Origin of the sequence: Nocardia sp. NPDC049220 (genome assembly GCF_040647855.1) — a bacterium.
Taxonomy (GTDB): Bacteria; Actinomycetota; Actinomycetes; order Mycobacteriales; family Mycobacteriaceae; genus Nocardia.
Genome location: NZ_JBEZDA010000020.1, coordinates 22,860 through 49,366 on the forward strand (window position 1 = coordinate 22,860; position 26,507 = coordinate 49,366).

The window sequence follows — 26,507 nt, forward strand, 5'->3', positions numbered from 1 at the left end:
CATGACGTCGAGACTGCGTTCCCCCTGGATTCTCCTGCTGCCCTCGATCGCGCTGATGACGGCGCTGTTCGGCTGGCCGCTAGTACAGGGTGTGCTCACGGCGTTTCGCGACGGTCAAGGTTTCACGCTCACGAACTGGCAGCGCTTGTTCGACGATCCCTATTTCTTCGCCTCGCTGCGGAACACGCTGCTGTTGATCGTCATCGTCGTGCCGATCCAACTCGTGCTCGCGATCGCCATGGCCCTGCTCATGCAGGCACAGCCGAAATTCGCAGGCGGTCACTTCTACCTGTGGTGTCTCCCGCTCGCGATCTCCGAGTTGGCCGCGGGTCTGGTGTGGCTGTCGATTTTCGGCAACCGTGGCTACTTGAACTCGCTGCTGGTCTGGCTGGGTCTTTCGCACGACGGGGTGCAGTGGCTCAACTATCAGAACACCGGCACGATGCTGCTCGCCGTGGTGATCGCCGAAATCTGGCGGGCCACCGCGCTCGTGTTCGTGATCGTGATCGCGGGCGTGCAGATGATTCCGCGCGACTACGACGAGGCCGCACAGGTATTCGGGGCGACGTTCTGGCAGCGGCTGCGGCACGTGACCCTGCCGATGCTCGGTCCGAGCCTGCGAGTGGCCCTGATTCTGCGCACGATTCTCGCGTTGCAGGCATTCGCCGTCGCACAGGCGCTCACCGGGCGCGACTTCCCGCTACTCGTCGGCGAGACCTACCAGTGGTACTCGAATCTGCAGAATCCCGCGGTTGCCAGCGCCGTTTCGCTGGTTGTGCTCGCGATCTCGCTCGCCACCGCGGTGTTCTACCTGCGGATGGTCCGGCAGCCGGAGGGGGCGCGATGAGCGGTCCCACCTTGCCGCCGATCGACCGGGCCCCGCTTCGCCGACGCCGCTGTCGGGCCGTGGGGACACAGGTCGCCTGTGTTGCGGTGACGCTGTTCATGGCGCTGCCGATGGTCCTGATCGGTTTCGCCGCCGTATCATCGCGCGCCGCGCTCAACGAGTTTCCGAAACCGTTGATCCCTGCCGAGTTCTCCGCCGAAACACTGTCCGCGTTCTTCCGAGCCACGGGGGCGTTTCCGGCGTTCGCCAACTCCTTGCTCGTCGGCGTCTACACGATGTTCTGGTCGCTCGTCGTCGGCGCACCGGCGGGATACGCGCTGGCACGCTGTGTGTTCCGCGGCAAGGACACCTATCAGGTGTTCATTCTGCTGATCCGGGCGTTGCCTATCGTGGTGCTATCAGTACCGCTGGCCACGATGTTCCTGCGAATCGACGTCTATGACACGGTGCTCGCCGTGACGCTCGTGCACACTACGCTCGCCCTGCCGACCACTGTACTCATCACAGCCAGCATTTTCGTCGCGGTGCCGGTGGACGTCGAGGAGGCCGCGCGGGTATTCGGCTGCACCCGCTGGCAGGCGGCGCGCAAGATCGTTGTGCCGATGGCGCTTCCAGGGCTCACGGCGTCGTCGATCTTCACGTTCGTCTTGTCATGGAACGAGACCCTCGGGGCGACGATCGTGACGCTCGGGCACCGCACCCTCCCGGCACAGGTGCTCACGTCGCTCGCCGAGGGGTCCGCCCCGTACCGCTTCGCCGGTGGCTTCGCGCTGATCATTCCAGCGCTCGTGTTCATCGTCGTGATGCGGCGCTACCTCGTGAACATGTGGGGGACGACGCTCAGATGACAGGGGTTTGCTATGGCTGACGTGGTTCTGCGCGATGTGGCGAAGACATATCTCGGCGGCACGGCGCGCGCAACAGACGAGGTGTCGCTTGATGTCGCCGACGGCGAATTCATGGTGCTGCTCGGCCCGTCCGGCTGCGGAAAGACGACCCTGTTGCGCATGATCGCCGGCCTCGAAACCCCGGACTCCGGACAGATCGTGATCGGCGGCAAGGACGTGACCTACCTCGAGCCGAGGCGGCGCAACCTGTCGATGGTGTTCCAGTCCTACGCGGTATTCCCACACAAGAAGGTCGCCGACAACATCGGCTTCGGGCTGCGGATGCGCGGTGTGCCCGCAGCGGAGATTCGGCGCAAGATCGATTGGGCGGCGGAACTGCTGCAACTGACGCCGTATCTCGACCGGTACCCGGCGAAGCTGTCCGGCGGACAACGCCAGCGCGTGGCCGTGGCACGCGCGATCGTGATGGACGCCGACGTTCTGCTGATGGACGAGCCACTGTCCAATTTGGACGCGCTACTGCGACTGTCGTTCCGTGCCGATCTGAAGAAGCTGGTCGGTGCGCTCGGCACCACCACGATCTACGTCACCCACGACCAAGTGGAGGCGCTTTCGTTGGGTGACCGTGTCGCGGTACTGCGCGATGGAAAGATCGTCCAGTGCGGCACGCCGACCGACGTCTATGACAGTCCCGCGACAGAGTTCGTCGGTAGCTTCCTCGGCAGTCCGCCGATGAACTTCCTCACCGGTACGGTCGAGGTGGCCGACGCCGCGCCACGCATCGACCTCGGCGGGCAGTCGCTCGCCATGCCGCCGCAACTCTCGTCGTTCGACGGCAAGGAACTCGAGCTCGGCATCCGAGCCGAAGTCATCGAAGTAAGCGACGGTCGAGGTCGTGAAGCCGATTCGGTGCGCGGCGAGTTGCAAGTACTCGAACCGCTCGGCTCGTCGACGCTGCTGACCATCGATGTCAGCGGCCAGACGGTGAAGGTTCAAGCGCCGTCCAGCTTTCGAGCCGCGCAGGGAAACACGCTCAACCTCCGCCTGCCACCAGAAGCGTGTCGCTGGTACGACCCGGAGACCGGCTTGCTGTTGGGGATCAGCGGTGGCGTCGACCGGCTACTACGCTCTCCCGGCAGCGCGGAGTAGCCGGCATCTCCACCTACTCCGCGGCTCCGCGCAAGCCGACACCCAGGTTGGAGCAGTGACCCATCCGGACTAAGCACTGTCTTCGCGGACGAACGACCCAACCGGAGACAAGGGCCCTAGGGGACTATGTAGTGCGTCACCACCTCGACATCGGGGATGCCGCCCCCGCGTACCTGGTAGAACCGCTCGAGTGCCCCGTCGATCGCAGTCCGACTCAGGCCGACTTCTTCCAGGGCGAGGCGCAAGTGATCTGGATCGACGGCACCAAGGCGTTTCATCACGTCCGCATCGAACGACTTGTTTTTATACATATGGAGGAAGTCACTGGAGAAGTGGTTCAGCTTCTCGGGAAATGAGGATCCGTGGTCGGTAGCGAGGAGACGGCCGTTGAGGCAGGTTCGATAATTCCCTGAATGACGGTCGGTATTGCCGATTATGTAGTCCAATACAGCCATCTGCTGTCGCTGGAGCTCCTCGTAATGCCATGGTGCCCGCGCTTCGGTGGACGGGACGAACTGTTGAAGGGACCCGCGTCCTCTGGGACCGTCGATCATGGCTGTCGGCGGCACCAGCCCGAAGCCGAGTATCTCGTCCACCCGAAAGGCGGCGACCTCCCGCTTCGCATATTCACCATGGACGTTCGGTATGCCGTATCGGCCAAGCCGTTCACCGGAGATCGGCTTGTAGATGTTCAGCGCGCCATCCGTGGAACGCAGCAGGTATACCGCGTTGTTCGATGACAGACTCTCCCAATTTTCTGGTTCCACCAGACGCTGGTTCTTCATGGCTCGCTCGGCGGCGCTGATCTGGTACTGGATCTGGGCGAGCTGGTCGCTGGGCTGATTCTGCGTCCGCGGGCCACCGGCTTGCGGCGGATCACCTGCGGCGCCGATGCTGTGCGCGCTTCCGTCGTCTGCGCAGCGGGATCGTTCCGCTCCGTCGGCGACCTCTCTACTCGTCGGTTTCAGCGGATACGCTCGGGCCCACTGCTGAGTGACTCGGCACAAGCTGTCGACTACATCCTTGGACAGCCGCTGAAGGGGATTGCGCATTGGACGTCATTCTCATAACAGCACCGATACTGCTCGAGCAGTCTCCATGTAGACAGCACCTCTGTGAAAGTGATTTGACTCTGCCAGGACTTCCACCCAGCGGGACATGGGGGAAGTGCCTACGATTCGTCCCATGATCGCGCGATGCATACGCATGAGGCTGACGATTTCGAAACCACGCGGCCCACCGCGGTCGAGGAGCCGATCCAGCGGCGGGCCGAGCGACATCGCGCCTCAACCATCAACCCGGTACGAATAGGCCGTAACGAAACGGAAGGAAAATCTCAATGACGATCCACCGGATGGATCATGTCGGCATCGTGGTCGAGGATCTCACGGCTGCTATCGCGTTCTTCGTCGAACTGGGTCTGGAACTGGAGGGCGAGGCGACGGTCGGGGGCCAATGGGCCGACGACCTCCTCGGACTGGACGGCGTCCGAGCAGACATCGCCGTAGTACGGACTCCGGACGGTTATGGCCGGGTCGAACTCTCGACGTTCCACTCGCCAGTGACCACCAGCAGTGCGCCGACGGCGCCAGTGAACACCCCGGGCATCCCTCGCCTGACGTTCGTCGTCGACGACGTCGACGACGTCCTCGACCGCCTGCGCGCCCGTGGCGCCGAACTCGTGGGCACGGTAGCCCAATACGAAGACATCTACCGGTACTGCTACGTCCGCGGCCCCGACGGCATCATCATCGGGCTGGTCGAGGAACTCCACTGAACGACACTCCTCGCCGCACGGCTTCCGACCACACGCCGACAGTGACTCGCACCACCCCCGAAGATCAACGGGCAGAGATGGTGTCGGCCTTTCGTCATGCGCGGACATGCCGCGTGTCGAGCAACCTGCTACCAGTCATGACGGAGATCGCCAAGGGAGAATGGTGAGGCCAGCGACCAAGCGGCGAGCCGCCGTCATGCTCCGACAGGTCAAGGCATGGTGGAACGGTGCGCGTGCAGGATAGTTGGGCTCCGCGGATCCATGTATCGGCGACTGATACGACGAGGGCGACGTGGAGTCGGTGCCGCAACGGCCGCTGGCCCCACAACGGCGCGGGACCAGATCGCAACCTGCTTCCGCCCACCGACCCGACCGGCCGTCACCACACTGACCCGCCACTGACCGCGCAGTTCAACGAGGATCGGAAGCATTGTTCACGAGACATCCGCTGGCGCCGAGTGGGACTCACTGCTTTCCCGCCGCGGCGTCTCACCGCCGACCTGAAGAACCTGGTCGGTGCGCTCGGCACCTCCACGATCTACGTCACCCACGACCAAGTGGGGCGCGTTCGTTGCGTGACCGCGTCGCAGTGCTGCGCGACGAACAATCCTGCAGCGCGGCGGGTTACCGGTAGTAATCGCGCGGAAAACAACGAAGTTACCTCGACCAGCAGAGATGGCGGGTTTCCACTTCTGAATTGATGGGGGCTACACACGCGGGACGGTTCCACTGACGATGCGGTGGATGGTGGAGCGGCCGACAGTGTATTCCTGGGCGAGGTCGGCCAGACTCGCGTTGTCGTCGGGGTCGTGATACCGGCGGTGGATCGTTTTCCGTGCTGCCAAAGGCAGCTTCGGCTGCTTGCCCTCGAGTCGACCCTTCGCGCGGGCCTTGGCCATACCCTCGCGGAGGCTACAGGCGTAGCGCCGAGAGCATCAAAGTGTCCAATTCCTTGCCCAGTTCGCTGACGTCGAACTGATCCTCGAAGAGCACTGCTACTTCACCGACAGCCAGTTCGGGCGACGAACACAAGGCGGTGTCGAAACCGTTGCCTGTCAACCACAGCATCGATGTCGAGCCGATGACATCCTCGCGGTTCCAGTCGGGGATGGCACCCAGCCAGCCCGCCCATGTTGCGAAAGTCGACATATACGACGGCTGGGCAAGGCCGTAGGATTCGCCGTCGAGCATGGTGAACCCAGGGTGCACATCCGTGAGAAACCGGTGCACCGCCGGCGGCAATGTCTCCCAGAACGGCGGCGTCGGTTCGGTGAAGGTGTGCGGATCCCACCCCACCCACACCACCGTGTTGCCGTCGGCGTCTTCGACGAAGTAGAGCAGAGCCTGACCCTCCGCGTGCCATCGGCAGACGTGCACATCACGCAGTCTGGCATGCAGTTCGGAGGCGAACTTCGGCACCAGGTCCAGGAAATCGGAATTCCAGCGTCGCAGCGCCAACCGTACCCGTTCCTCACGATCGCCTGCCGTGTCGATCTCGTGGAACGGTTCGGTCGTGCGGGCGTCCGGCACGTCGAACATGAACACGATCGGGCCGTCGCCTCGATCGCCACCCAACAGTTCCTCGAGATTGTGGGTGCCCGAGACCATCGATGGGGCACCGATTTCGAGCTGGTCGAGCAACCGCGCGTCGCCCGTGGCGGCCGATGAAACTGCGCGGTGCAGGTCCGAACGCACCCTGTTCTCCAACTGCACCTGCTCGACCTGGTAGTCCGGGTCGATCCCTGTCAGCGTTGCGGCACTGCGGCCGCGTTGCATCCAGTGCACCGGCCGTGACACCCACTGCATATTTGCTGGCGTGTGGGTCACATGCCACATCTGCTCCGGCGTGAGATCGGTGAATCCGGGGATCTGCATGAGTTCCGACAGCGGGATGATGCGCGCTGCGACGACTGCGGATTCGAACTTGCCCGGGCCGATCTTCCCCCCGAACCGTAACTGCCCCTGCATAACCTCGAACCTTTCTCCGACTGACAGCGCCACAACGGAAAGGTTGCCAAGATGGCCCGAACGCCCGCGTCGTCCGCTGCTCGCGACCCATCGTGGCAGCACCCGACACTTATTCCCGGCCATGGGGACCGGATCCACGACAAGGATCAGAAGAGGGTGTCGCGGACGCGCAGTGGCCGGTAACCGGTGGGGCCGAGCGCGGCCAGTTCAGCGTCGATGCCGACCTCGAACGCGCGCAAGAGATTGACTTCTCGCTATGCGCGGGCGGAGATGTGAGCCAGTACATCGGCGTCTATGCGAGCGGCAACCCGTCCGACCCGCCTACTATTTCGACGGCTCCGATCGCGATGCACCGCCTTCCACCGCGGCGACAGCATCCTCCACCTGGCTCCTGATCAACGGCAGCCCCTATGCTCCGGCCGGGCTTCGTGATCAGGTTCGGATGCGTTCTGGTACAGGTGATTTACCATTGCGGATCTGGAGGATCGGTTCCCGGGCGTAGTTGCGCGTGCAGCCGCTCATATTTCACCGTGTCGTGTAGCTCTCCCGGTGTGAACGGGGAAAGCTCGCCACCCATCTGCTGATACCGCCGCATCATCGGTCTCAGATCGAACAGGTCCAGCGGATCGATGTCTCCGCCCGACTGTTCGAGTTTGTCGTGCCACCGTCCGTAGCGGTCCCCTCCGGCCTCGACCTCATGCGCCCATTGCGACGAGGAGATCAACATGTCGTTGTCGAACTCGGCGACGGCGCTCGGTGGCTTACCCGCCTGCTCCAATATGAAATTCATCAGGATCCGCGAATGCCGGCCATGAAAGTCACCCGGCCAGGCGTGTGCGGAAACGAACCGCTTCTGGAACTCGGCGGCAAGCTGATACGGGTTGTGTCCCGGTTCCCCTCTCGCGTTGTTGTACCAGTCGCACAACGACTCGTGGAATTCGCGCATACCGCCCACGCTGCCGAAATGAGGGTAAATAATCATCCCGTGGTCGATCCTGTATCGGATCAGGCCGTATTGGCCGTCAAACCATCCTGGCGGATGATATGCCGTCAAAGGATCGCTTATGATGGCGGCGAGTTCCGCATCCGTGAGTGGTGCTTCCAGCCTGCGCACATCCCGTGCGCCGGGCTGGCCCTCGACCTTGGGTTGAAACACGACTCCATGGGGCTCGGTGCGGAACGGCCCCGGTATATGGGTGAGTAGTGGGTTCTCCTCGAGGGCGGCCAACTCGTGCTGTGATATTGGCCGAGGTAGACGACCTATTCCCAGCTTCCAGCCCGCTTGCATCCGCCCGGCATTCTACGGATTGTGCCGAATTTGTAGCCTGCGGTGGACTTTCTGTATAAGGTCCATCGAAATCTCGCGATCGAGATTCTGTTTGGCGAACAGTCGGGCATCGAGCCAGCTCGCCCACCCGTCGGGCCCGTCGAAGATCGTTTCCGGCCGCGCCTGTCGGGAGATGACGGCGATGTCGCGGAACTTGTCCTCCATGAACAGGCTGATTTCGAGTGCCCGGTCGGCGTCGGTCCGGATCCCGTGCGCTTTTTCGAGTCGACGGATCTGCTCCTCGATGGGCAAGTCCAGAAATCCATTGTCAGCGGTAGGGTCCGGTCCGTGGACCGATCGCTGCGCACCTGCGCCGTATTGCGGGTGTTCGCCGTCGGCCTTGCGGTCCGTGGGTTCCGGAAGACCGACCTTGCCGATCCCGGGTGCGTGCCGCTCGTCTTCGTGCTGGATCCTACCGAGACCGTCTCGTATCGCCTGCGGGAATGTATGGTGTGTTTCCGCTATTTTCGGGCCGGCTTTGTCACGAATCGCATCGGTGAGGCGTTTGGCTGCCTCCTGCATTTTCGCGATGATCTTGCCGACGCCCGACCTATCCATCAAGGTTTCTTGTCGCTGTGACCGGGCTTTCAGGCAGTGAGATCGAAGGTGGTGAGGTCGATCTCGGTGAGCGCCGGGTCGGACGGCACCAAGCAGCGACGCACATGGTCGACGACGACCTCGGGGATCGCCCGGCGCGAACAGAATCGTGCCATCTTCTGGAAACACCTCAGATCCAGCAGCAGCGCAAACAACGGATCAGCTCCCCGTTCCGGTCGTGCGTCCAGGCGATCCCTTCCGCCATGGGAGTGAAAAACACCTGCGGCATCGACGCCGAGGTCAACCGTTGCCAGATTACGTCTTCGACTGGTCCGGTAATTCGGCTAGATGTCATGATGTCGCTCCCCGCGAAGATCCTTTCGTCGGTCACATCTCATCGGGTGGACGCTGCGCTGAACGCTCATACGAAAGAGCTTGGTATCAGTCGACTTCGATGTCGTGATCACGGCCCAATGATGCCCAATCCGTGAAATATTCGCGGCAGTTCGACTTGAACGGTGGCTGTCCGCACGCTGCGGGTTCGTTGTCGAGGATGACTCCGATCACGGCTTACCGCGGCAGGTTGTCGACCTGCCCAGGTCGAGGTCGAAATCCAGGGCTGTCCAGGGACGGCCACTCTTGCGCAGTACCTCGTCGGCACTGCGGTAGATCGCCGAACACGATCTGACGGTAACGGATGACTGGATCACGCCGAAGCTGTACTGAACCATGACGTGTCGTAGCCGGCTTACCCGCGGGCATCGTGGCCGGCCCTGACCAAGGCTGGGTAGATCGTTATTCCGGTGGCGGAACTACCGGTGTGAGGAGCATGCGCCCTGCGGTGGCCACGGATTCCTCGAGGGCGAGCTGCGTCGTTGCGAGGAGCAGGCTGTTGTCGCGCTGTCCCCACAGCACCTTCGTGGTGGCCCACGCGGCATCGCGGGCGCCGGCGATGCTGAAGCTACTCAGGATATGTTTGAGTGTCTCGGCATCCTTGGTGGCCAGCGCGAACAGCGCGGGCTCGTATTCCGCCCGGACCTCCGCCTCGATCTTGGCGAGCAATTCGTTGACCTCGAGGTAATCGGCATGCACCGGGTCGGTGTAGGGCGTGGTGGCTCGCTCCTTGCAGGTCTTGACCACCGCGACTGCCAAATCGTGGTTGATATGGGCGTTCATACCCGCCAGCGCGAACTGCAATGGCCACACGGTTCGGTTGGACCGGGAATCGAAGACCGTTTTCCAGACCGTGTTGGGCTGCTTGCCGAGCTTGGCGGCGTCGACCGCGTCGAAATACAGCTGTGCGAAGATCACATCGAGGCGTTCGACGAATTCGGAGTCCGCGAAGAATCCTTCGGTGATCTGCTGGCCCACCAGTTCGGTGACGCGCAGGTACATGTTGTTGAAGCTCGCAACTCCGTCATGTGGATCGAGTTCGTCCTTGATGGCGCGCATCCGTCGGATAACCTCGTCGACTGGTCCGGTAATTCGGCTAGTTGTCATGATGTCCTTCTCCGCGGGGATCGTTGCGTCTGTCACCCATCATCGGATAGATGCTGTGCTGAACGCATCTGCCACGATGACGCCATCATCATGCGAAAGAACTTGGTAGGAGCCACGTTTGATGTCATCGACACCGCTCCATGGTGCCGACTCCGCGAATAATCCGCAGCGGTATGGCTGAACGCCTGTGTCCTCGAACTGTGATCGTCGTCGACCGGAACTCGGTTCACGGTCTTCACGCGCGATGCGCGATGCGCACCAGCACAGCCCGATTGCCGTGAGTTCTGCCGCGACTTGCCTCGAGCCGACACCGCTCGAGCACCTGCTCGCGGCGGTGCCATCCGCTGGTTGATCGCTCTGCGGTACCGTCGGCAGACTCTGACCTCGTTCCGGACCGCACTTACCGTGATGGCCGGATACGGCTGTAGCGGCTGGGCATCACCATGCAGTACAGGCCGCCGGTTTCGTTGGTCATGCAGTAGACCGATCGTGTCGTATCGGAGTTCCCCGGCTCGTACTGGTCACCGACTTCTTGGACAGTGATGTGCTGTGGGTCTTTGGGCGGCTGCTCGACTGTGTCCTTCTCCCACGGATGCCACGCCAGCAGGCCTCCCCCGAAACCAGCGACCAGGATTGCGGTCGCCAACAGAAGGTTGCCGGCACGGGACGGTGTGGCATTCGCCTGCGGCTGAGCCAGTGACGGCTGCGGGACAGAGGAATTCGGGTTCGACATGCCAGACAGTCAACACTGTGGTGTCTCCGACCCGAAAGGCCGAGTCGCGGTTCGACCGACAACGCCACCGCGCCAAGTCGCGGGTCTCCCGGGAGGTGAGCGACCAGCCCGAAACCCCAGACTCCACCTCCGGTGTTTCTCAAACCGATTCTCGGTGCGATCGACGAGTAGCGCTCACTCTTCGCCCGTCGCGGCGTCTCGCCAGACTTCCGTGAGCACTTCGGCGATCTGGGCGAGCCCCGAAGCCACCGTCATCTGCCAGTGCGTGGTCGACACGGCGTGGTTGTGTACTGTGCCGTCGACGATCTCACTCCAGATCGACGCGCCGACGCTACCGGTCGGGTCGTCGAGTGCAGCGGTGAAGTAGATGACGTCGCCGTGGTAGGTCGGGGGATTGTAGGCGCCGCGCAGAACCACCGAGTGCACTGCCGCGTCGAGTACTCGACTGACCCGGTCGGCGCCGAAGGAGGCGAACGGTTCCGGAAGCTCGGTAAGGAGCTTGGGGAGTGTGGTCCAATCCACATCCGACACGTTTCCGAGGTTGCCGGCCAGCTCGCCGAGCAGCCCACCGATCAGTTCGGCCACCGGCACTTGCCCGGCATCGCTTGCGGCTGTTCCGGGTGGGTCCGCCATGTAGCTGTCCATCACAGCGAGCACCGCGACGTGTTCTCCGGCGCGCTGTAGTTGGACTGCGATTTCGTGTGCGATGACGCCGCCGAAAGACCAGGCGAGCAGATGGTATGGCCCGTTCGGTTGGGTCGAGCGGATCAGTTCCAGGTAGTGAGCCGCCCATTCTTCGATCGAGTCGGGCAACGCCGCATCCGTGGCAAGCACCGGGGTTTGCACGCCGTATATGGGTCGGTCCGAATCCAGGTAGGCGGCGAGACCCGCGTACGACCAAGAGATTCCTGATACCGGGTGGATACAGAACAGCGGCGCGGCCGAACCTGTGGTGCGCAGCGGCAAGAGCATATCGAAGGCCGCCTCGGATTCGACAGTACCGTCCGTGCGGCGGGCCATATCCGCAAGGAACTCGCGGGGAGTCGGTGCGGTGAACACCCGCATCACCGGAACCTTCGTGCCGAGCACCGACGACAGTTGAGCGGACAACTTCGCCGCGATCAGCGAATTTCCGCCACGCTCGAAGAAATTGTCGTCCATACCGAAGCGATCGACGCCGAGCACCTCGGCGAAGGCGGTGGCCACGGCTGCCTCGACAGGGGTGGTGGGCGCACGGAATCCCCGTGCTCGGAACTCGGGTTCGGGCAGTGCGCGACGGTCGAGTTTGCCATTGGGAGTCAACGGCATGCAGTCGATCACCACGATGACGGCGGGCACCATGTAGCCGGTCAGGAATTCGGCGACCTGGTTGCGCAATTCGGCTGAATCGAGGTGTGCGTCGGCTGCCGGCACGACGTATCCGACGAGCTGATCGCCGAGTGCCGCGCTAGTGCGGACCAACGCGACAGCCTGGCGCACGCCGGGGCAGCGCAGCAGCGCTGATTCGATTTCCCCGAGTTCGATCCGGAAACCGCGCAACTGCACCTGCTGGTCGCCGCGCCCGGCATAGGCGAGCCCGGCTGCACCATCGGACCGCACCCAGCGCGCGATGTCACCTGAGCGGTACATTCGTGCGCCGGGCGGACCGAACGGGTTGGCGACGAATCGTGTCGCCGCCAGTCCCGGTCGACCGAGATAGCCCCGGGTGAGCTGGTTGCCCGCGACGTAGATCTCGCCGGGAGTGCCGAATGGTGCTGGATGCAACCGGATGTCGAGCACATAAGTGTCGAGTCCGGGCAGTGCCTGGCCGATGAGGCTGGCCGGCTGATCCGCCAGATATTCATCGAGTTCCAGGAAGGAGACGTGCACGGTGGTCTCGGTGATGCCGTACATATTGACCAACCGCGGCGCGTCCACGGGATGACGTTCGTACCAGCGTCGCAACTGCCGTAGATCCAGCGCCTCGCCTCCGAAGATCACATACCGTAGCGCGAATTCTCCGGTCGGATCCGAAATGTCCCGGTCGGCTGCCGCGAGCTGATAGAACGCCGACGGCGTCTGGTTCAGCACCGTTACCTGCGTGCGGATCAGCAACTCGCGGAACAGCTCCGGTGAGCGCGACACCGTGTAGTCGACGACGACGACGCTGCCGCCGGTCGCGAGCGCACACCACAATTCCCATACCGAGAAGTCGAACGCGAACGAATGGAACAGCGTCCACACATCGGTCTCGTCGAATTCGAACAGCGACTGAGTATTGGTGAACAGTTGCACCACGGTGCGATGCGTCACCCCGACGCCCTTCGGCACACCCGTGGAGCCCGACGTGTAGATGACATAAGCGAGATTGTCCGGCCGCAGCGGTGCCACCCGGTCGGCGTCGGTGATCGGCCCCTCAGCGAATTGCGCTGTCTGTTCGAGCAGTACCGTCGGCAGGTCGGTGTCCGGGATGGCGGCGCGTTGATCAACTGTGGTCAAGACACACACCGGGGCCGCGTCGGCCAGCACGAACGTCAGTCGCTGTGGCGGGTAGGTGAGATCTATCGGCAGGTACGCCGCTCCCGCGACGAGTACACCGAGTAACGCGATCGGCAGTTCTTCGGTGCGTGCAACAGCAACGGCCACAATGGATTCTGGTCCGGCACCGGCTGCTATCAACCCACGGGCGATTTGGTTCGCGCGCCGGTACAGTGCGCCGAAGCTGAGCGTGGCGTCGTCGAATAGGACAGCTGGCGCGCCCGGGCGACGTCTGGCCTGATCTCCGATCAACTCGGGCAGCGTCGTCGCGGCGCTGGCTACGCAGGGTGACGTGCATTCGCGCAGCACGATAGCGCGCTCGGACGGGGTGAGTAGATCGATGTCGCCAACGGGCACTGTCGGATCGACGGCCACCGCTGCCAGGATTCGACCGAACCTCTCGGCGAAACTCTGCACGGTCTCGTAATCGAACAAGTCTGTGGCGAAGGAGAACTCCGCGTACATACCTGCTTCGGCTAGGGAGTCTTCGTCGGCCTCCCGTGCCGCAGCGTTCTCTCTAATGGACAGCGACAGATCGAATTTTGCGGTCTCGACCTCGTAATCGATCGTCTCGACCCGCAATTCGGGTAGTTCCAGGCTCTTCTCGGGCAGATTGTCGAAGGTCAACGACACCTGGAACAGCGGGTGCCTGGCGGTCGAGCGCTCCGGGTTGAGCAGTTCCACCAGGCGTTCGAAGGGCAGTTCGGCATGGGCGAATGCCTGAAGGTCCGCGCTCCTGGTCTGGGCGAGCAGTTCCTGGAAGGTCAGCCGCCCCGGCACCTGCGTGCGCAGCACGAGTGTGTTGACGAACATGCCGATCATGTCATCGAGTTCGGGCTCGCCGCGACCAGCCACCGGAGCGCCTATGGCGATGTCGTCCGTGCCGGACAGGCGCGCCAGTAGCACCGCAAAGGCCGCGTGCACGACCATGAACAGTGTCACGTTCTGTTCGCGACCCATGCTCCGCAACGCCCGGTACAGCTCAGCGTCCACCGAAAATCGGACGCGCCCCCCAGCGAAGGACTGCATCGCTGGCCGGGCGCGATCGGCCGGGAGTGGCAGTTCGTCGGGCAATCCGGCGAGGGCCGCGCGCCAGTAGCCGATCTGCGCCGAGACGCGACTGTCCGGATCACTCTCCGAGCCGAGCACAGTGCGCTGCCACAGGCTGTAATCCGCGTACTGCAGCGGCAATGGTACCCAGCCAGGTGTTACGCCTTCCGCGCGCGACGCGTAGGCGAGCATCACGTCGCGGGTGAGCGGTCGTATCGACCATCCGTCGGCGCTGATGTGGTGCGCGACGAAGACGAGCACGTACTCGGTGTCCGACAGCTGAAACAGGGTGGTGCGGAATGGGAGTTCGATGGTGACGTCGAAACCATCGGTGAGGATGCGGCGAATCGCGTCGCCGAGATCAGCGGGGACGATCCGGATCGGCCGGAGGTCGATCAGAATGTCGGACGATTCGAGTACATGTTGTATCGGACCGCCCGGGGTTTGCGGGAAGACGGTTCGCAGTGTCTCGTGTCTGCCCAGAAGGTCGATGACGGCCTGTTGGAGGGCGGCTACGTCGAGCCGGCCGGTCAGACGGACCGCGACCGGGATGTTGTCGACCGCGGAGGACGTGTCGAATTGGTTGAGAAACCACATCCGCTGCTGAGCCGGCGACAGCGGAATCTGTTCCGGTCGCGGTCCTGCCACCAGCGCGCGGCGGCTGCCGACGCCCACGTGCTGTTCGGCAAGCACCGCGAGTCCAGCCACCGTGGACGCTTCGAACAGGGCGCGCACCGGCACCGTGGTCTCGAGTGCGGCACCGATCCGTGCCGCAACCTGGGTGGCCAGCAGCGAGTTGCCGCCGAGAGCGAAGAAGTCGTCGTCGGCGCCGACTCGGTCGACGCCGAGCACCTCGAGATAGATGCCGGCGATGATCTCTTCGATGGGTGTCGAGGGCGCCCGGAATTCCCTGGCCGTGAATTCTGGTTCGGGCAGCGCGGCGCGGTCGAGTTTGCCGTTGGCAGTCAAAGGCAACATGTCCAGCACGACAAACGCCGACGGCACCAAGTACGACGGCAGCGCCGCACCCAGCGACGACTTCACCTGCGTCACATCGATACCGGCCGTGCCCTCGGAAGCCACCAGATAGGCGACCAAGCGATCGCCAGTCCGCGGGTCGGATTGTGCGGTCACGACGGTCTGTGCGACCTCGGGCAGGGCCAGGAGCGCAGCCTCGATCTCGCCGGGTTCGATGCGGAAGCCCCGGAGCTTGATCTGGAAGTCGCTGCGCCCGCGGTACTCCAGCTCGCGGGCACTATTCCACACGGCCAGGTCGCCGGTGCGATACATGCGTTCACCGGACCCGAACGGGTCGGCCACGAACCGCTGCGCGGTCAGCTCGACCTGCCCGAAGTACCCACGCGCGACCTGCGCACCGGTCAGATACAGCTCACCGACGACACCGTCGGGCACCGGCCGCAGGCGACCGTCGAGCACGTATGTTCGACTGTTCCATGCGGGTACACCGATCGGCACCACGACCTCGTCGGTCGCGGTGACCCGATGGCTGGTGATGGACACCGCCGCCTCGGTGGGGCCGTAGAGGTTGAACAGTTCGATGCGCGGATGTTCGCGCTGGAACCGCTGGGCGAGCGCGATGGACAGCTCTTCACCGATGGCCAGCACCCGCCACAGCGAATCGGGCAGACCCGCGGTGAGTAGGCCGTCGAGCATGGACGGTACGGCGTGCAGAGTTGTCACCCATTCCCGCGCCATCAGATCATCGAGGTAGGCCGGGTCACGGTGCCCGTCCGGGGTGGCGATCACCAGCCGACCACCGCAGGCAGCGGCGGTCCAGAACTCCCACACCGACAGATCGAAGGTCGCTGCGGTTTTCAGCAGCACCGCATCGGCCGCATCCAGGCCGAATTCGGTTATTTTCCAGAGCAATTGGTGTGCGATCGCCGAATGCGAAACGGCTACGCCCTTGGGGCGGCCGGTCGACCCGGATGTGAAGATCACATACGCGGTGTGCTGTGGCAGCAGTGGCGCCGTCCGGTCAGCATCGGTGAGCGGAGCGTCGTCGATCCCGTCGAGATCGAGATGGTCCAGCGACACCAACGGTGCCGATGTAGTGGTGAATTCGGCTGCGGTGTGCGTGAGCACGCACGCTGGAGCGACAGCCTCCAGGATGTAATCGAGGCGTTCGGCAGGCTGATCCGGATCGACCGGCACATACGCACCGCCGGCCTTTGCCACCGCGTACATCGCGACCACCAGATCCACCGAACGCCGCAACGCCAGCGCCACCCGCGATTCCGGGCCGACACCGAGCGAAATCAACAAGCGAGCGAGACGATTCACCCGGGCATCCAGCTCGCCATACGTCAGTTCGGTGGTGCCGTCCAGCGTATCGGCGACTACGGCGGTGGCCTTCGCGGATTTCGCCACAGTGGTGTCGAGTAGCGACACCAGTGTCGCCGCGGTATCGACCTGACGATCGGTGGCGTTGCGCCGGAACACGATGTCCGCGCGCTCGGCCGGCGCCAGGATCTCGATTTCCCCGACCGCGGTCTTCGGGGCCGCCGCGACTGCCTCCAGGAGCCGGGAGAGTCGGGTCGCGATGGTGACCGCCGACGAGGCGTCGAACAGGGCGTCGGCGTAGGTGAGGAACCCACTGATACCTGCCGCCGCGCCCGCCTCGTCGTAGTTGTCGGCGACGATCAGATGCAGGTCGAATTGCGAGAGTCCGGTGTCGATACCGACGTCCGATACCACAAGTCCCGGCAATTCCAGGGCGGCTGTGGTCAGGTTCTGGAACGACAACCCCACCTGGAACAGCGGATGCCGCGCGGTCGAGCGGACCGGGTTGAGCACCTCGACCAGCCGCTCGAACGGCACATCGGCGTTGGCGAACGCCTGAATATCACTATCACGCTGGCGGGTGAGGAGTTCGGTGAACGGCTCGCCGGCATCGATCCGCGTGCGGAAGACCAAGGTATTGACAAACATGCCGATCAGGTCGTCGAGTACTGCCTCGCCGCGGCCTGCGATCGGGGTGCCGATGGCGATGTCGTCGGTCTGCGCGAGCCGAGCGAGCAGTACCGCGAGCGCGGTGTGGACCACCATGAACAAGGTTGCGTTGTGGTCGCGGCCCAGATCGACCAGGGCCTGATGGGTCGCGGCGTCGACGCGCACGTCCACCTTGCCGCCTGCGAAGGACTGCACGGCCGGACGCGGCCGGTCGGTGGGCAAGTCCAGCTGATCCGGCAACCCGGCCAGGCTCCGCTGCCAGTAGGCGATCTGCTCGGCGGCCAGGGAATTCGGGTCGCTTTCGTCGCCGAGCAGTTCGCGCTGCCAGACGCTGTAGTCGGCATACTGCACCGGCAGTGGCGTCCAGTCCGGCGCCCGACCCCCCGCCCGCGCGGCATAGGCGGTCATCAGGTCCCTGGTCAGCGGCCGGATCGAGGAACCGTCACCAGAGATGTGGTGCACCACCATGGCGAGCACGTACTCGGCGGGCCCGGTGGCGTCCTGCTTGACTATCCGGAACAGTGCGGCCGCGAGCGGGACCTCGACGGTGACGTCAAAGGTAGTCGAAATCAGTGCGGCTACTGCGGATTCGACGTCCTCGGGTGTCACGATGTGGTCATCGAACCTCGGGACCGCCTGCTCGAGCGGGAGGATCACCTGCGCGGGCCCCTGTTCGAACCGCGGGTAGATCGTGCGAAGAATCTCATGCCTGCCCACCACATCCGTGACGGCGGCACGCAGCGCGGCAACATCGAGGGCCCCGGCGAGTCGCACCGCGATCGGCACGTTGTAGGCCGCCGATCGGGTATCGAACTGGTTGAGGAACCACATTCGCTGCTGGGCCGACGACAGCGGAATGTGTTCGGGCCGTCGATGTGCCGTCAGTGGCCTGCGGTCTCCCGTGTCGGCGTACTCAGACATCCGCGCGGCGAGCGCTGCGACCGTCGAGGCCTCGAACAGCAGCCGAACCGGCACCTGGGTGTCGAGCGCGGCCCCGAGCCGCGCTGCGACCTGGGTCGCGATCAGTGAGTTCCCGCCCAGCTGGAAGAAGTCGTCATCAGCGCCGAGCGTCCGAGTGGGGCGGAGCAGTTCGGTGAACACCTCGGTGACAGCCTGTTCGAGACGACCTGATGGCGGTCGGAACTGCGCGGTCTGCAACCGTGGCTCCGGCAACGCGCGCCGGTCGAGTTTGCCTACCGGCGTCAGCGGTATCTCGTCGAGCAGGACGACGGCCGTCGGCAGCATATGCGAGGGCAGTGACCTGCTGAGATCATCGACGATCGCCGCGGTGTCGACAGCCGCCTCCGGCGCGGGCAGCACGTAGGACACGAGTATGGTCGCGCCGGAACCCGATTCACGCCCCACAGTGACGGCGAAGTCGATCTCCGGCCGGGCAGCCAGTGCGGCGTCGATCTCGCCGAGTTCGACGCGGAAACCACGCACCTTGACCTGGAAGTCGTTGCGGCCGAGGTAGTCCAGCATTGTCGAACCGTTGATTCGGCGGCGACGCACGAGATCACCGGTGCGGTAGAGCCGCGCACCTGGCGCACCGTAAGGGTCGGCGACGAAGCGGGACGCGGTGAGTGCGGGACGGCTGTGGTACCCGCGAGCCAACTGGCCACCACCGAGATAGAGTTCGCCGGCGACACCTTCGGGAACCGGGTGCAGCCTGCCGTCGAGTACCAGCGCGCGCATCCCCCGAATCGGCCCGCCGATGGTCACCGGCTCGTCGGGGGACAACGGATCGCTGATGTTGGTCATGATCGTGGTCTCGGTAGGCCCGTAGCCGTTGTAGAACTCGCGGATCCGCTTGCCCGAGATCGGCTGTACCCAGCGCCGCACCAGATCCGGCGGGCAGTCCTCACCCCCGGAGATCACCACCCGGAGCCGGTCCAGTCCGGCAGGGTCCATCGAGGCCAGCGCCGCGGGAGTGACGAAGGCATGGGTCACCCGCTCGCGCCGCAGCAATTCGGTCAAATCGGCACCCCCGTAGACGGTAGGCGCGGCCGCCACCATCGTCGCCGCGCCGCCGACTGCGAGCAGTAACTCCAGAACTGATGCGTCGAAAGAGGGAGACGCGAAGTGTAGAGTGCGCGAACTGCTGGTGACCCGGTACCGTTCGCGCTGCTCCGTGCAGAAGCTCGACAATCCGGCATGGGTGACCACCACGCCCTTCGGCGTACCAGTGGAGCCCGAGGTGTAGATGACATAAGCCGGATGCTCGGGACGCAGCGGCCGTGGTCGATCGCGGTCGGTGATCGGTTCCACCTGCTGGGCGTCGAGTTCGCCGGCAAACCCGACGGTGTCGATCACCAACCAGTCGAGCTGATCGGGCAGATCGGCGCGCGCGGCTTCGACGGTCAGACCGAGCACCGCGCGCGAATCCGAGACCAGGTGCGCTATCCGGTCCGGCGGATAGTTCGGGTCGACCGGGACGAATCCCGCGCCGGTCTTCGCGATCGCCCACACCGCGAGCACCGACTCCAGCGATCGAGCGATCCCCACCGCAACAAGGTCTTCGGGCCCGACGCCACGCGCGATCAGCAACCGTGCCAGCCGGGTGGATTGCTCGTCGAGATCGATATAGTCCAGTTGCGCCAATGTTGCCGAGCCATCGGCGAAGATCACCGCGACACCGTCGGGATTTTCCTCGACCGCGGCGGTCAGCAGATCCGGCAGCAGTACGACGCCGGACTGTTCGACCTGGCGCGGTTGTAGGACGGCCGGACCGGGGGCACGTAGGCGGGCAGCCTCTTCCTCGTCGAGAATGTCGATGTCCCACACCGTTTTCGAGGGGTCTTCGGCCACCGCGGAGACGATGCGCTCGAACCGGCGTCCGAAAGCACGCACGGTCGACTCGTCGAAGAGTGCCGTGGCATAAGTGAACACTACGACCAGCTCCGCGGGGGTGCCGTCGTCGTCGAGCCGCGGCTCAACGATCACCTGCAGGTCGAACTTGGCTGTGATCTCGCCGGTATCCACCGCCGCGACAGTCAAGCCCGGTAACTCGAGTGTGGGCTGCTCGATGTTTTGGAACGACAGCATCACGTGGAAGAGCGGGTTGCGCGCTCCGGTGCGCGCGGGATCGATCTCCTCGACCACTCGCTCGAAGGGCAGGTCGGCGTTGGCGAAGGCCGAAAGGTCTGTTTCGCGAGCCCGATCGACCAGGGCATGGAAGGTCGTCGCGGAATCCACCTCGACGCGCAGGGCCAGTGTGTTGACGAACATCCCGACCAGATCGTCGAGCGCTTGCTCGCCGCGCCCGGCGATCGGCGTCCCGACTACGATGTCCGTGCCGCCGGACAGACGTCCCAGCAGGACTGCGAGGGCCGCGTGGACCACCATGAACAACGTCGCGTGGTGGTCGCGTGCGATCCGGTGGAGTTGCTCGTGCACTTGCGCCGGGATGGTGACGCCCGTAGACGCGCCACCCGTCGACAGTGTCGCCGTGCGTGGGCGATCCGTTGGCAGCTCCAGCGGTCCGGCCAGTCCGGCAAGTTGGTCCCGCCAGTACAACAGCTGTTGTGCCGCAATGGAATTCGCGTCTTCTGCCACGCCTATGGCGCCGCGCTGCCAGATCGCGAAATCGGCGTACTGCACCGAAAGAGGCGACCAAGTCGGTGCACCGCCGCCGGTACGGGCGACGTAGGCGGTCACCAGATCACGGGCCAGTGGCGCCAGTGATGCTCCGTCGGCAGAAATATGGTGCACCACAATGACGAGGAGATGATCGGCGCCGGAGCTGAACAGCCGCACCCGGAGCGGCGCGGACTCGGTGACATCGAAGCCGGCGGACATCAGTCCGGCCACTGTGCCCATGACATCGGTGGTGTCGTACTCGACCACGAGGCCGTCAGGGAGTGCCGCGCCTACCGACAGGATCTCCTGGTACGGCAATTCGTCCTGATCTGCGGGGAAGCGGGTGCGTAACGCTTCGTGGCGCTCCAGCACATCGCGGACCGCGTTTCGCAGCGCGGGCAGGTCGAGTGCGCCGGAGAGCCGGATGGCGAACGGCATGTTGTAGGCGGGGGAGTTCGGCTCGATGCGGTTGAGCACCCACATCCGCTGCTGCGCGAGCGAAAGCGGGATACGGTCGGGCCGTGCCGACGAGGCCAGTGGCGCGCGGGCGGTCGCGCTACCAGGAATCGTCCTGGTAGCGAGTGCGGAAACACGGCCTGCTTCGAACAGGTCACGCACGGTGACCTGAGAGTTGAGCGCTTCATTGAGCCTGGCGACGACCCGCGTCGCCAGGAGCGAATTGCCACCGAGGGCGAAGAAGTCGTCATCGACGCCGACTTTGTCGATACCGAGTAGGTCGGCGAACACCTGGGCGATCGCTTGCTCGACCGGCGTCCGGGCGTGCCGGTACTCCGCGACTTCGAACACCGGCTCCGGCAGCGCTCGACGATCCAGTTTGCCGCTGGTGTTGAGTGGCAGGTCCGACAACGCGACCACCGCGGACGGGACCATGTACGCGGGGAGAACCGTGGCTATCGCGTTCAGCATTTCCTGCTGGTCGACGACCTGCCCCGGTAGTGGGACCACGTAAGCCACCAGCCGGTCTCCGACGGACGAGGGCACTACCGCCGCGACCGCCTGGCTGACCGCGGGTTGCGCGAGCAGCGCGGTCTCGATCTCGCCCAGCTCGATGCGCTGGCCGCGGAACTTCACCTGAAAATCGGTGCGGCCGAGGTAGTCGAGCCGCTGCGGCGCATCGGCGCTCGGTGCGCGCCAGATCACCAGATCGCCGGTGCGGTACATTCTGGTTCCGCTGTCGAACGGGTTCGCGATGAACCGTCCAGCGGTTTGCGCTGCCTGCCGCACGTAGCCGCGGGCCAATTGATCACCAGCGAGATACAGCTCCCCGGGCGACCCGGCGGGCACCGGCCGCAGACGCGAATCCAACACGTAAACCTGGGTATTCCACTGTGGCCTGCCGATCGGTACCGTCGCCTCCTCTGCCGCCCCCGCGGGCCAGTAGGTGACGGAGACCGCGGCCTCGGTGGGGCCGTACAGGTTATGCACTTGCGCATCGGCGACGGCGCGGACCGCGCGCACGGTCTCCGGCGGCAGCGCCTCTCCGATCACGAACAGATTCCGCAGTGTCGCAATGGTTCCGGCAGCCACGTTCGCGGCGAGCACCATGAGCATCGAAGGGACGAAATCGGTGACCGTGACACCGTGCGCGGCGATGGTCGCGGCGAGATAGGCCGGGTCGCGGTGCCCGTCGTGGTCGGCGACGACCAACTTCGCGCCCGCCCGCAGTGGCATGAAGTAGCCCCATAGCGAAACGTCGAAAGTGGTCGCGGTCTTCTGGAGGTACACATCCCCCAGACCCATCGGATACTGCGCGAGCATCCACTCGATCTGGTTGTCGATCGCCCGGTGCGAGATCGCCACGCCTTTCGGCCGTCCGGTCGAACCCGAAGTGAAGATCACGTAGGCCGGATGGTCCGGCCGGACCGAGCGCAGCAGCTCGTCGGCACGGATCGGCGCGCCCGACCTCGCGTCCGTCTGGACGGTGTCGAGGTGGAGCACCGCAATGTCCGCCGGTACCGACACCGCATCGGCGGTCGTGGTCAGCACACAGACCGGGTGGGCGGTATCGAGCACGTGCGCGATCCGCTCGGCCGGATGATCCGGGTCCAAAGGTACATACGCGCCACCGGCCGTGATGATCGCGTACATGCCGATCACGAGGTCCAAAGAACGCCGAACCGCCAGTCCCACCAACGATTCCGCGCCGACACCGTGGTCGATCAGCAACCTGGCGAGCTGATTGACCCGCGCGTCCATTTGACGATAGGTCAGTTCGTTCCCCGCGTACGTGATCGCGACGACGTCTGGATGCTGGGCCACCGACCGCCGGTAGCCGTCGAGTACCAGACCCGCGGAGATCGGGTGCCGGGTGTTGTTCCAGTCGATCAGGATCGCGGTGCGTTCCGCGGGCTCGAGCAGGTCGATCTCGCCCAGCGCACGATCGGGCGAATCGGCCAGGGTCGTAAGGATCCGGCACAGCCGTCGGGCGAATCCCGCAACCGTCGCCTCGTCGAACAGATCGGTGGCGTACGTGAACGCAGCTGAGATGCCAAGCGGTGTCCGGTCGTCCTCGCGCGGCACCATGGTCAGCTCGAGATCGAACTTCGCCAAGGGCACCGCCAGGTCGAACGCGGAAACGGTCAGCGATGGTAGTTCCAGTGCTGACGGCGCGAAATTCTGGAAAGTCAGCATCACCTGGAACAGCGGATGATGGGCGCTCGACCGCACCGGGTCGAGTAGTTCCACCAGTCGTTCGAACGGTACGTCAGCGTGGCCGAGCGCTTCGATGTCGCGGTTGCGCACGTGGTCGAGCAGCTCCGCGAAGGTGCGTCCGGGATCGATCTCGGTGCGCAGGGCGAGGGTGTTGACGAACATGCCGATCAGATCGCTCACCGTGGCGTCGCCGCGGCCCGCCACCGGCGTGCCGATCGTGATGTCGCGGGTGTCGGTCAATCGCCCGAGGAGCAGCGCGAACGCAGCGTGTACGACCATGAACAACGTGGCGTCGTGCCGGTGCGCAAGCCGGTTCAGCGCCTCGTGCACCGGCGCGTCGATCTGGAATTCGTACGCGGCGCCGCGGCCGGAGAACACGGAAGGACGTGGGCGGTCGGCGGGCAGGTCCAGTCTCTCCGGCAGATCGGCCAACCGTTCCCGCCAGAACCTGATCTGTCGGGCGAGGAGCGAACTCGGGTCCTGCTCGTCGCCGAGCATCTCGCGTTGCCACAGCGTGTAGTCCGCGTAGTGCAATGGCAGCGGCTTCCAGGTCGGGGCCGAACCGTTCACCCGCGCCGAGTAGGCGGCCATCAGGTCGCGGCTCAGCGGGCTCATGGAGGAGCCGTCTCCGGCGATGTGATGGACCACGCACACCAACACGTGCTCGGTCTCGCTCGAGCGCAGCAAGTGCAATCGGATCGGCGGCGCGGCCGTGACATCGAAGCCCTCGATCGCCGCAGCTACGGCGCGCGCGGGTAGCTCGGACGCGGTGACATCGAGTACCGGAAGTTCTGGCACCGCGTCCGGGTCCGAGATGGAGTGCACCCGTTGGCTGCCCGCACCGTCGTATTCCGGATAACTGGTCCGCAGCACCTCATGCCGTCCGACCAGATCCCGGATCGCCGCGCGCAACGCGTCCACGTCCAACTGTCCGCTGAGCCGTATCGCCAGGGGAATATTGTTGTTCGCGCTGGTCGGGTCGAATCGATTCAGGAACCACATTCGTTGTTGGGCATACGACAGCGGCACCGACGCCGGTCGCGCCATCGGCCGCGGGGCCGTGTCGGCCGAATCTGTCAGTTCATGCAGGCGGACGGCGAGTTTCGCCACCGTCGGCGCCTCGAAGAGCAGAGCGACCGGAACACGTACCCGCAGCGCGGCACCGAGCCGAGCGCTGGCTTGCGTCGCGACCAGCGAATTGCCGCCGAGTTCGAAGAAATCGTCGTCTGTGCCCACCCGATCGGTGTTGTCGTCAACGGCCGGCAGCAGCAGTGCGGCGAAGGTGTCGGCGACCAAACGCTCGGTTGGTGTCGTAGGTGCGTGGAACTCGCGGGCGGTGAGCACCGGTTCCGGCAACGCGGTGCGATCCAGTTTGCCGACCGACGTGAGCGGAAGCTCGTCGAGTACCGTGATCGCGGCCGGAATCATGTACGTGGGCAGGGTCTTCGCGAGGAATTCGGACAATGCGGTGGTGTCCAGCGTCACCCGGCCGCCGTCGGGGTCCGCGGTGGACGCGGCTCGGGGCAGCACGTACGACACCAGTGCCTCGATGCCGGAGGGCAACGTCGTCCCCAGGGTGGCTGCGTAGTCGATGTCGGGATGACTGGTCAGGGCGTTGTCGATCTCATCGAGTTCGATTCGTAGGCCTCGGATCTTCACCTGGAAGTCGACCCGGCCGTGGTATTCCAGAACTCCGGCCGAGGCGCGTCGCACCAAATCGCCGGTGCGATACATGCGTGTGCTGGAACCGCCGGTCGCCTGGCCGAACGGATTGGCGACGAACCGTTCGGAGGTCAATCCGGGGCGGCGGAGGTAGCCCTGCGCGAGCGCGGGTCCGGACAGATACAGTTCGCCGATCACGCCCACCGGCACAGTCCGCAACCGTGAGTCGAGCACGTAGGTGCCCATGGCCGGCACCGCGGTGCCGATGTGCGTCGGTTCGCCGGGAGGCAGCGCATCGGTGACGGTCGCGAAGATCGTGGTCTCGGTCGGTCCGTACACGTTGTTGACGGACCGATCCTGGTGCGCCCACCGGGAGACCAGGTCGGGACCCAACCGCTCACCGCCGCACAGGATGGCCCGCAAGTCGTCCAGGCCGGTCGGGTCGACCGATTCCAATGCGCCGGGCGTGATGCACAGGTGTGTGACTCGCTCACGCCGCAACAGATCGGCCAGCTCGACGCCGCCGAATACCGTGGGCGGCGCCACGACCAGCGTCGCGCCGGCGGAGAACGCGAGCAGCATCTCGATCACCGAGAAATCGAAGCTCGGCGTGCACAGGTGGGTGACTCGGGACTCTCGCGTCACCGTACGGCGGGCGATCTCGGACTTGACCAGTCCCGCCAAGCCCGCGTGGGTCACCGTCACGCCCTTCGGCCTGCCGGTTGAACCGGAGGTGTAGATAACGTAGGCGATGTGCTGCTCGGTCAGCGGGCGCAGCCGATCCAGATAGGAGACCGGGTGCGCGGGCGCAGCGGCGATCCGTTCCCGATGTACCGGATCATCGAACTCGATCCATTCGATCGCGGTGGCCGGCAGAGTGGGTCGATGCGCCGAGGTGGTGACGCCGAGCGCGGCACCGGAGTCCGAGATCATGTGTGCGATGCGGTCTGCCGGGTAGGTCGGGTCGATCGGGACATAGGCGGCGCCCGTCTTCGCGACGGCCCATACCGCCAACACCGACTCGACCGACCGGGTGATGGCCACCGCGACGAAATCTCCTGGACCTACGCCGCACCCGATCAAGTGACGGGCCAGCTGCGAGGACGCGTCGTCCAGCTCGCGGTAGCTGAGTTCGCGCTGATCGGCGGGATGGCCGGTCGGGTTGAACCGGAGCGCGACCGAGTCGAAGGACGTGTCGACGGCTGCGGTGAGCAACTGGCAGAACAGCAGATTGCGTGATCGGGAATGCTGGGCGCGACGTGCGGAACGACGTGTGGCGGTCATGCGGTGGCGAGTTCACTCTCTGGCTCGATCATCTTCAGCTCGGCAATGGAGCCAGAAGCGGTGCCGCATTTGTGAGAACCATG

13 protein-coding genes are annotated in these 26,507 nt (G+C 64.7%); 5 read left to right on the top strand and 8 right to left on the bottom strand.

Going from position 1 to position 26,507, the window contains the following annotated elements; translation table 11 throughout:
* The first annotated feature begins 1 nt into the window (after position 1).
* From AB0C34_RS27840 to AB0C34_RS27850, 3 genes are read left to right on the top strand one after another with little or no spacing between them, the layout of a single operon-like run.
* Positions 2–847: a sugar ABC transporter permease gene (locus AB0C34_RS27840; RefSeq protein ID WP_357079140.1), complete on the top strand. Its 846-nt coding sequence runs from the start codon at positions 2–4 to the stop codon at positions 845–847.
* A gap of 59 nt (positions 848–906) precedes the next feature.
* On the top strand, positions 907–1,695 hold the full coding sequence (locus tag AB0C34_RS27845; RefSeq protein WP_357079143.1) for a carbohydrate ABC transporter permease: 789 nt from the start codon (positions 907–909) through the stop codon (positions 1,693–1,695).
* A 12-nt stretch (positions 1,696–1,707) separates the two neighbouring features.
* Positions 1,708–2,844: an ABC transporter ATP-binding protein gene (locus tag AB0C34_RS27850; protein ID WP_357079146.1), complete on the top strand. Its 1,137-nt coding sequence runs from the start codon at positions 1,708–1,710 to the stop codon at positions 2,842–2,844.
* A gap of 116 nt (positions 2,845–2,960) precedes the next feature.
* On the opposite strand, the gene AB0C34_RS27855 is transcribed toward AB0C34_RS27850, so the two are convergent.
* Positions 2,961–3,629: a hypothetical protein gene (locus AB0C34_RS27855; RefSeq protein ID WP_357079148.1), complete on the bottom strand. Its 669-nt coding sequence runs from the start codon at positions 3,627–3,629 to the stop codon at positions 2,961–2,963.
* A gap of 554 nt (positions 3,630–4,183) precedes the next feature.
* On the opposite strand from AB0C34_RS27855, the gene AB0C34_RS27860 reads away from it, so the two are divergent.
* The gene (locus AB0C34_RS27860) at positions 4,184–4,621 is read left to right on the top strand and encodes a VOC family protein (RefSeq protein WP_357079151.1); all 438 of its coding nucleotides are present in this window, start codon (positions 4,184–4,186) and stop codon (positions 4,619–4,621) included.
* Between the two features lie 707 nt (positions 4,622–5,328).
* On the opposite strand, the gene AB0C34_RS27865 is transcribed toward AB0C34_RS27860, so the two are convergent.
* The 3 genes from AB0C34_RS27865 to AB0C34_RS27875 form a co-directional block, all read right to left on the bottom strand.
* The gene (locus tag AB0C34_RS27865) at positions 5,329–5,520 is read right to left on the bottom strand and encodes a hypothetical protein (protein ID WP_357079154.1); all 192 of its coding nucleotides are present in this window, start codon (positions 5,518–5,520) and stop codon (positions 5,329–5,331) included.
* Positions 5,521–5,533: 13 nt separating this feature from the next.
* Positions 5,534–6,589, bottom strand: a complete 1,056-nt coding sequence (locus AB0C34_RS27870) for a hypothetical protein (protein ID WP_357079157.1) — start codon at positions 6,587–6,589, stop codon at positions 5,534–5,536.
* A gap of 463 nt (positions 6,590–7,052) precedes the next feature.
* On the bottom strand, positions 7,053–7,571 hold the full coding sequence (locus tag AB0C34_RS27875; protein ID WP_357079160.1) for a hypothetical protein: 519 nt from the start codon (positions 7,569–7,571) through the stop codon (positions 7,053–7,055).
* Between the two features lie 348 nt (positions 7,572–7,919).
* Here AB0C34_RS27875 and AB0C34_RS27880 point away from each other — a divergent pair, with 348 nt between their 5' ends.
* Positions 7,920–8,495 carry a hypothetical protein gene (locus AB0C34_RS27880; RefSeq protein ID WP_357079163.1) on the top strand — a complete coding sequence of 192 codons (576 nt, stop codon included), beginning with the start codon at positions 7,920–7,922 and terminating at the stop codon, positions 8,493–8,495.
* An 8-nt stretch (positions 8,496–8,503) separates the two neighbouring features.
* Here the strand turns inward: AB0C34_RS27880 and AB0C34_RS27885 are convergent, their stop codons facing one another.
* The 4 genes from AB0C34_RS27885 to AB0C34_RS27900 form a co-directional block, all read right to left on the bottom strand.
* Positions 8,504–8,629, bottom strand: a complete 126-nt coding sequence (locus AB0C34_RS27885) for a hypothetical protein (RefSeq protein WP_357079166.1) — start codon at positions 8,627–8,629, stop codon at positions 8,504–8,506.
* A 619-nt stretch (positions 8,630–9,248) separates the two neighbouring features.
* Entirely contained in the window at positions 9,249–9,989 is a 741-nt protein-coding gene (locus AB0C34_RS27890) for a DUF5995 family protein (RefSeq protein ID WP_357079169.1), read from the bottom strand.
* A 364-nt stretch (positions 9,990–10,353) separates the two neighbouring features.
* Positions 10,354–10,686: a hypothetical protein gene (locus tag AB0C34_RS27895; RefSeq protein ID WP_357079171.1), complete on the bottom strand. Its 333-nt coding sequence runs from the start codon at positions 10,684–10,686 to the stop codon at positions 10,354–10,356.
* 174 nt (positions 10,687–10,860) lie between these two features.
* The gene (locus AB0C34_RS27900) at positions 10,861–26,424 is read right to left on the bottom strand and encodes an amino acid adenylation domain-containing protein (RefSeq protein WP_357079174.1); all 15,564 of its coding nucleotides are present in this window, start codon (positions 26,422–26,424) and stop codon (positions 10,861–10,863) included.
* Between the last annotated feature and the right edge of the window lie 83 nt (positions 26,425–26,507).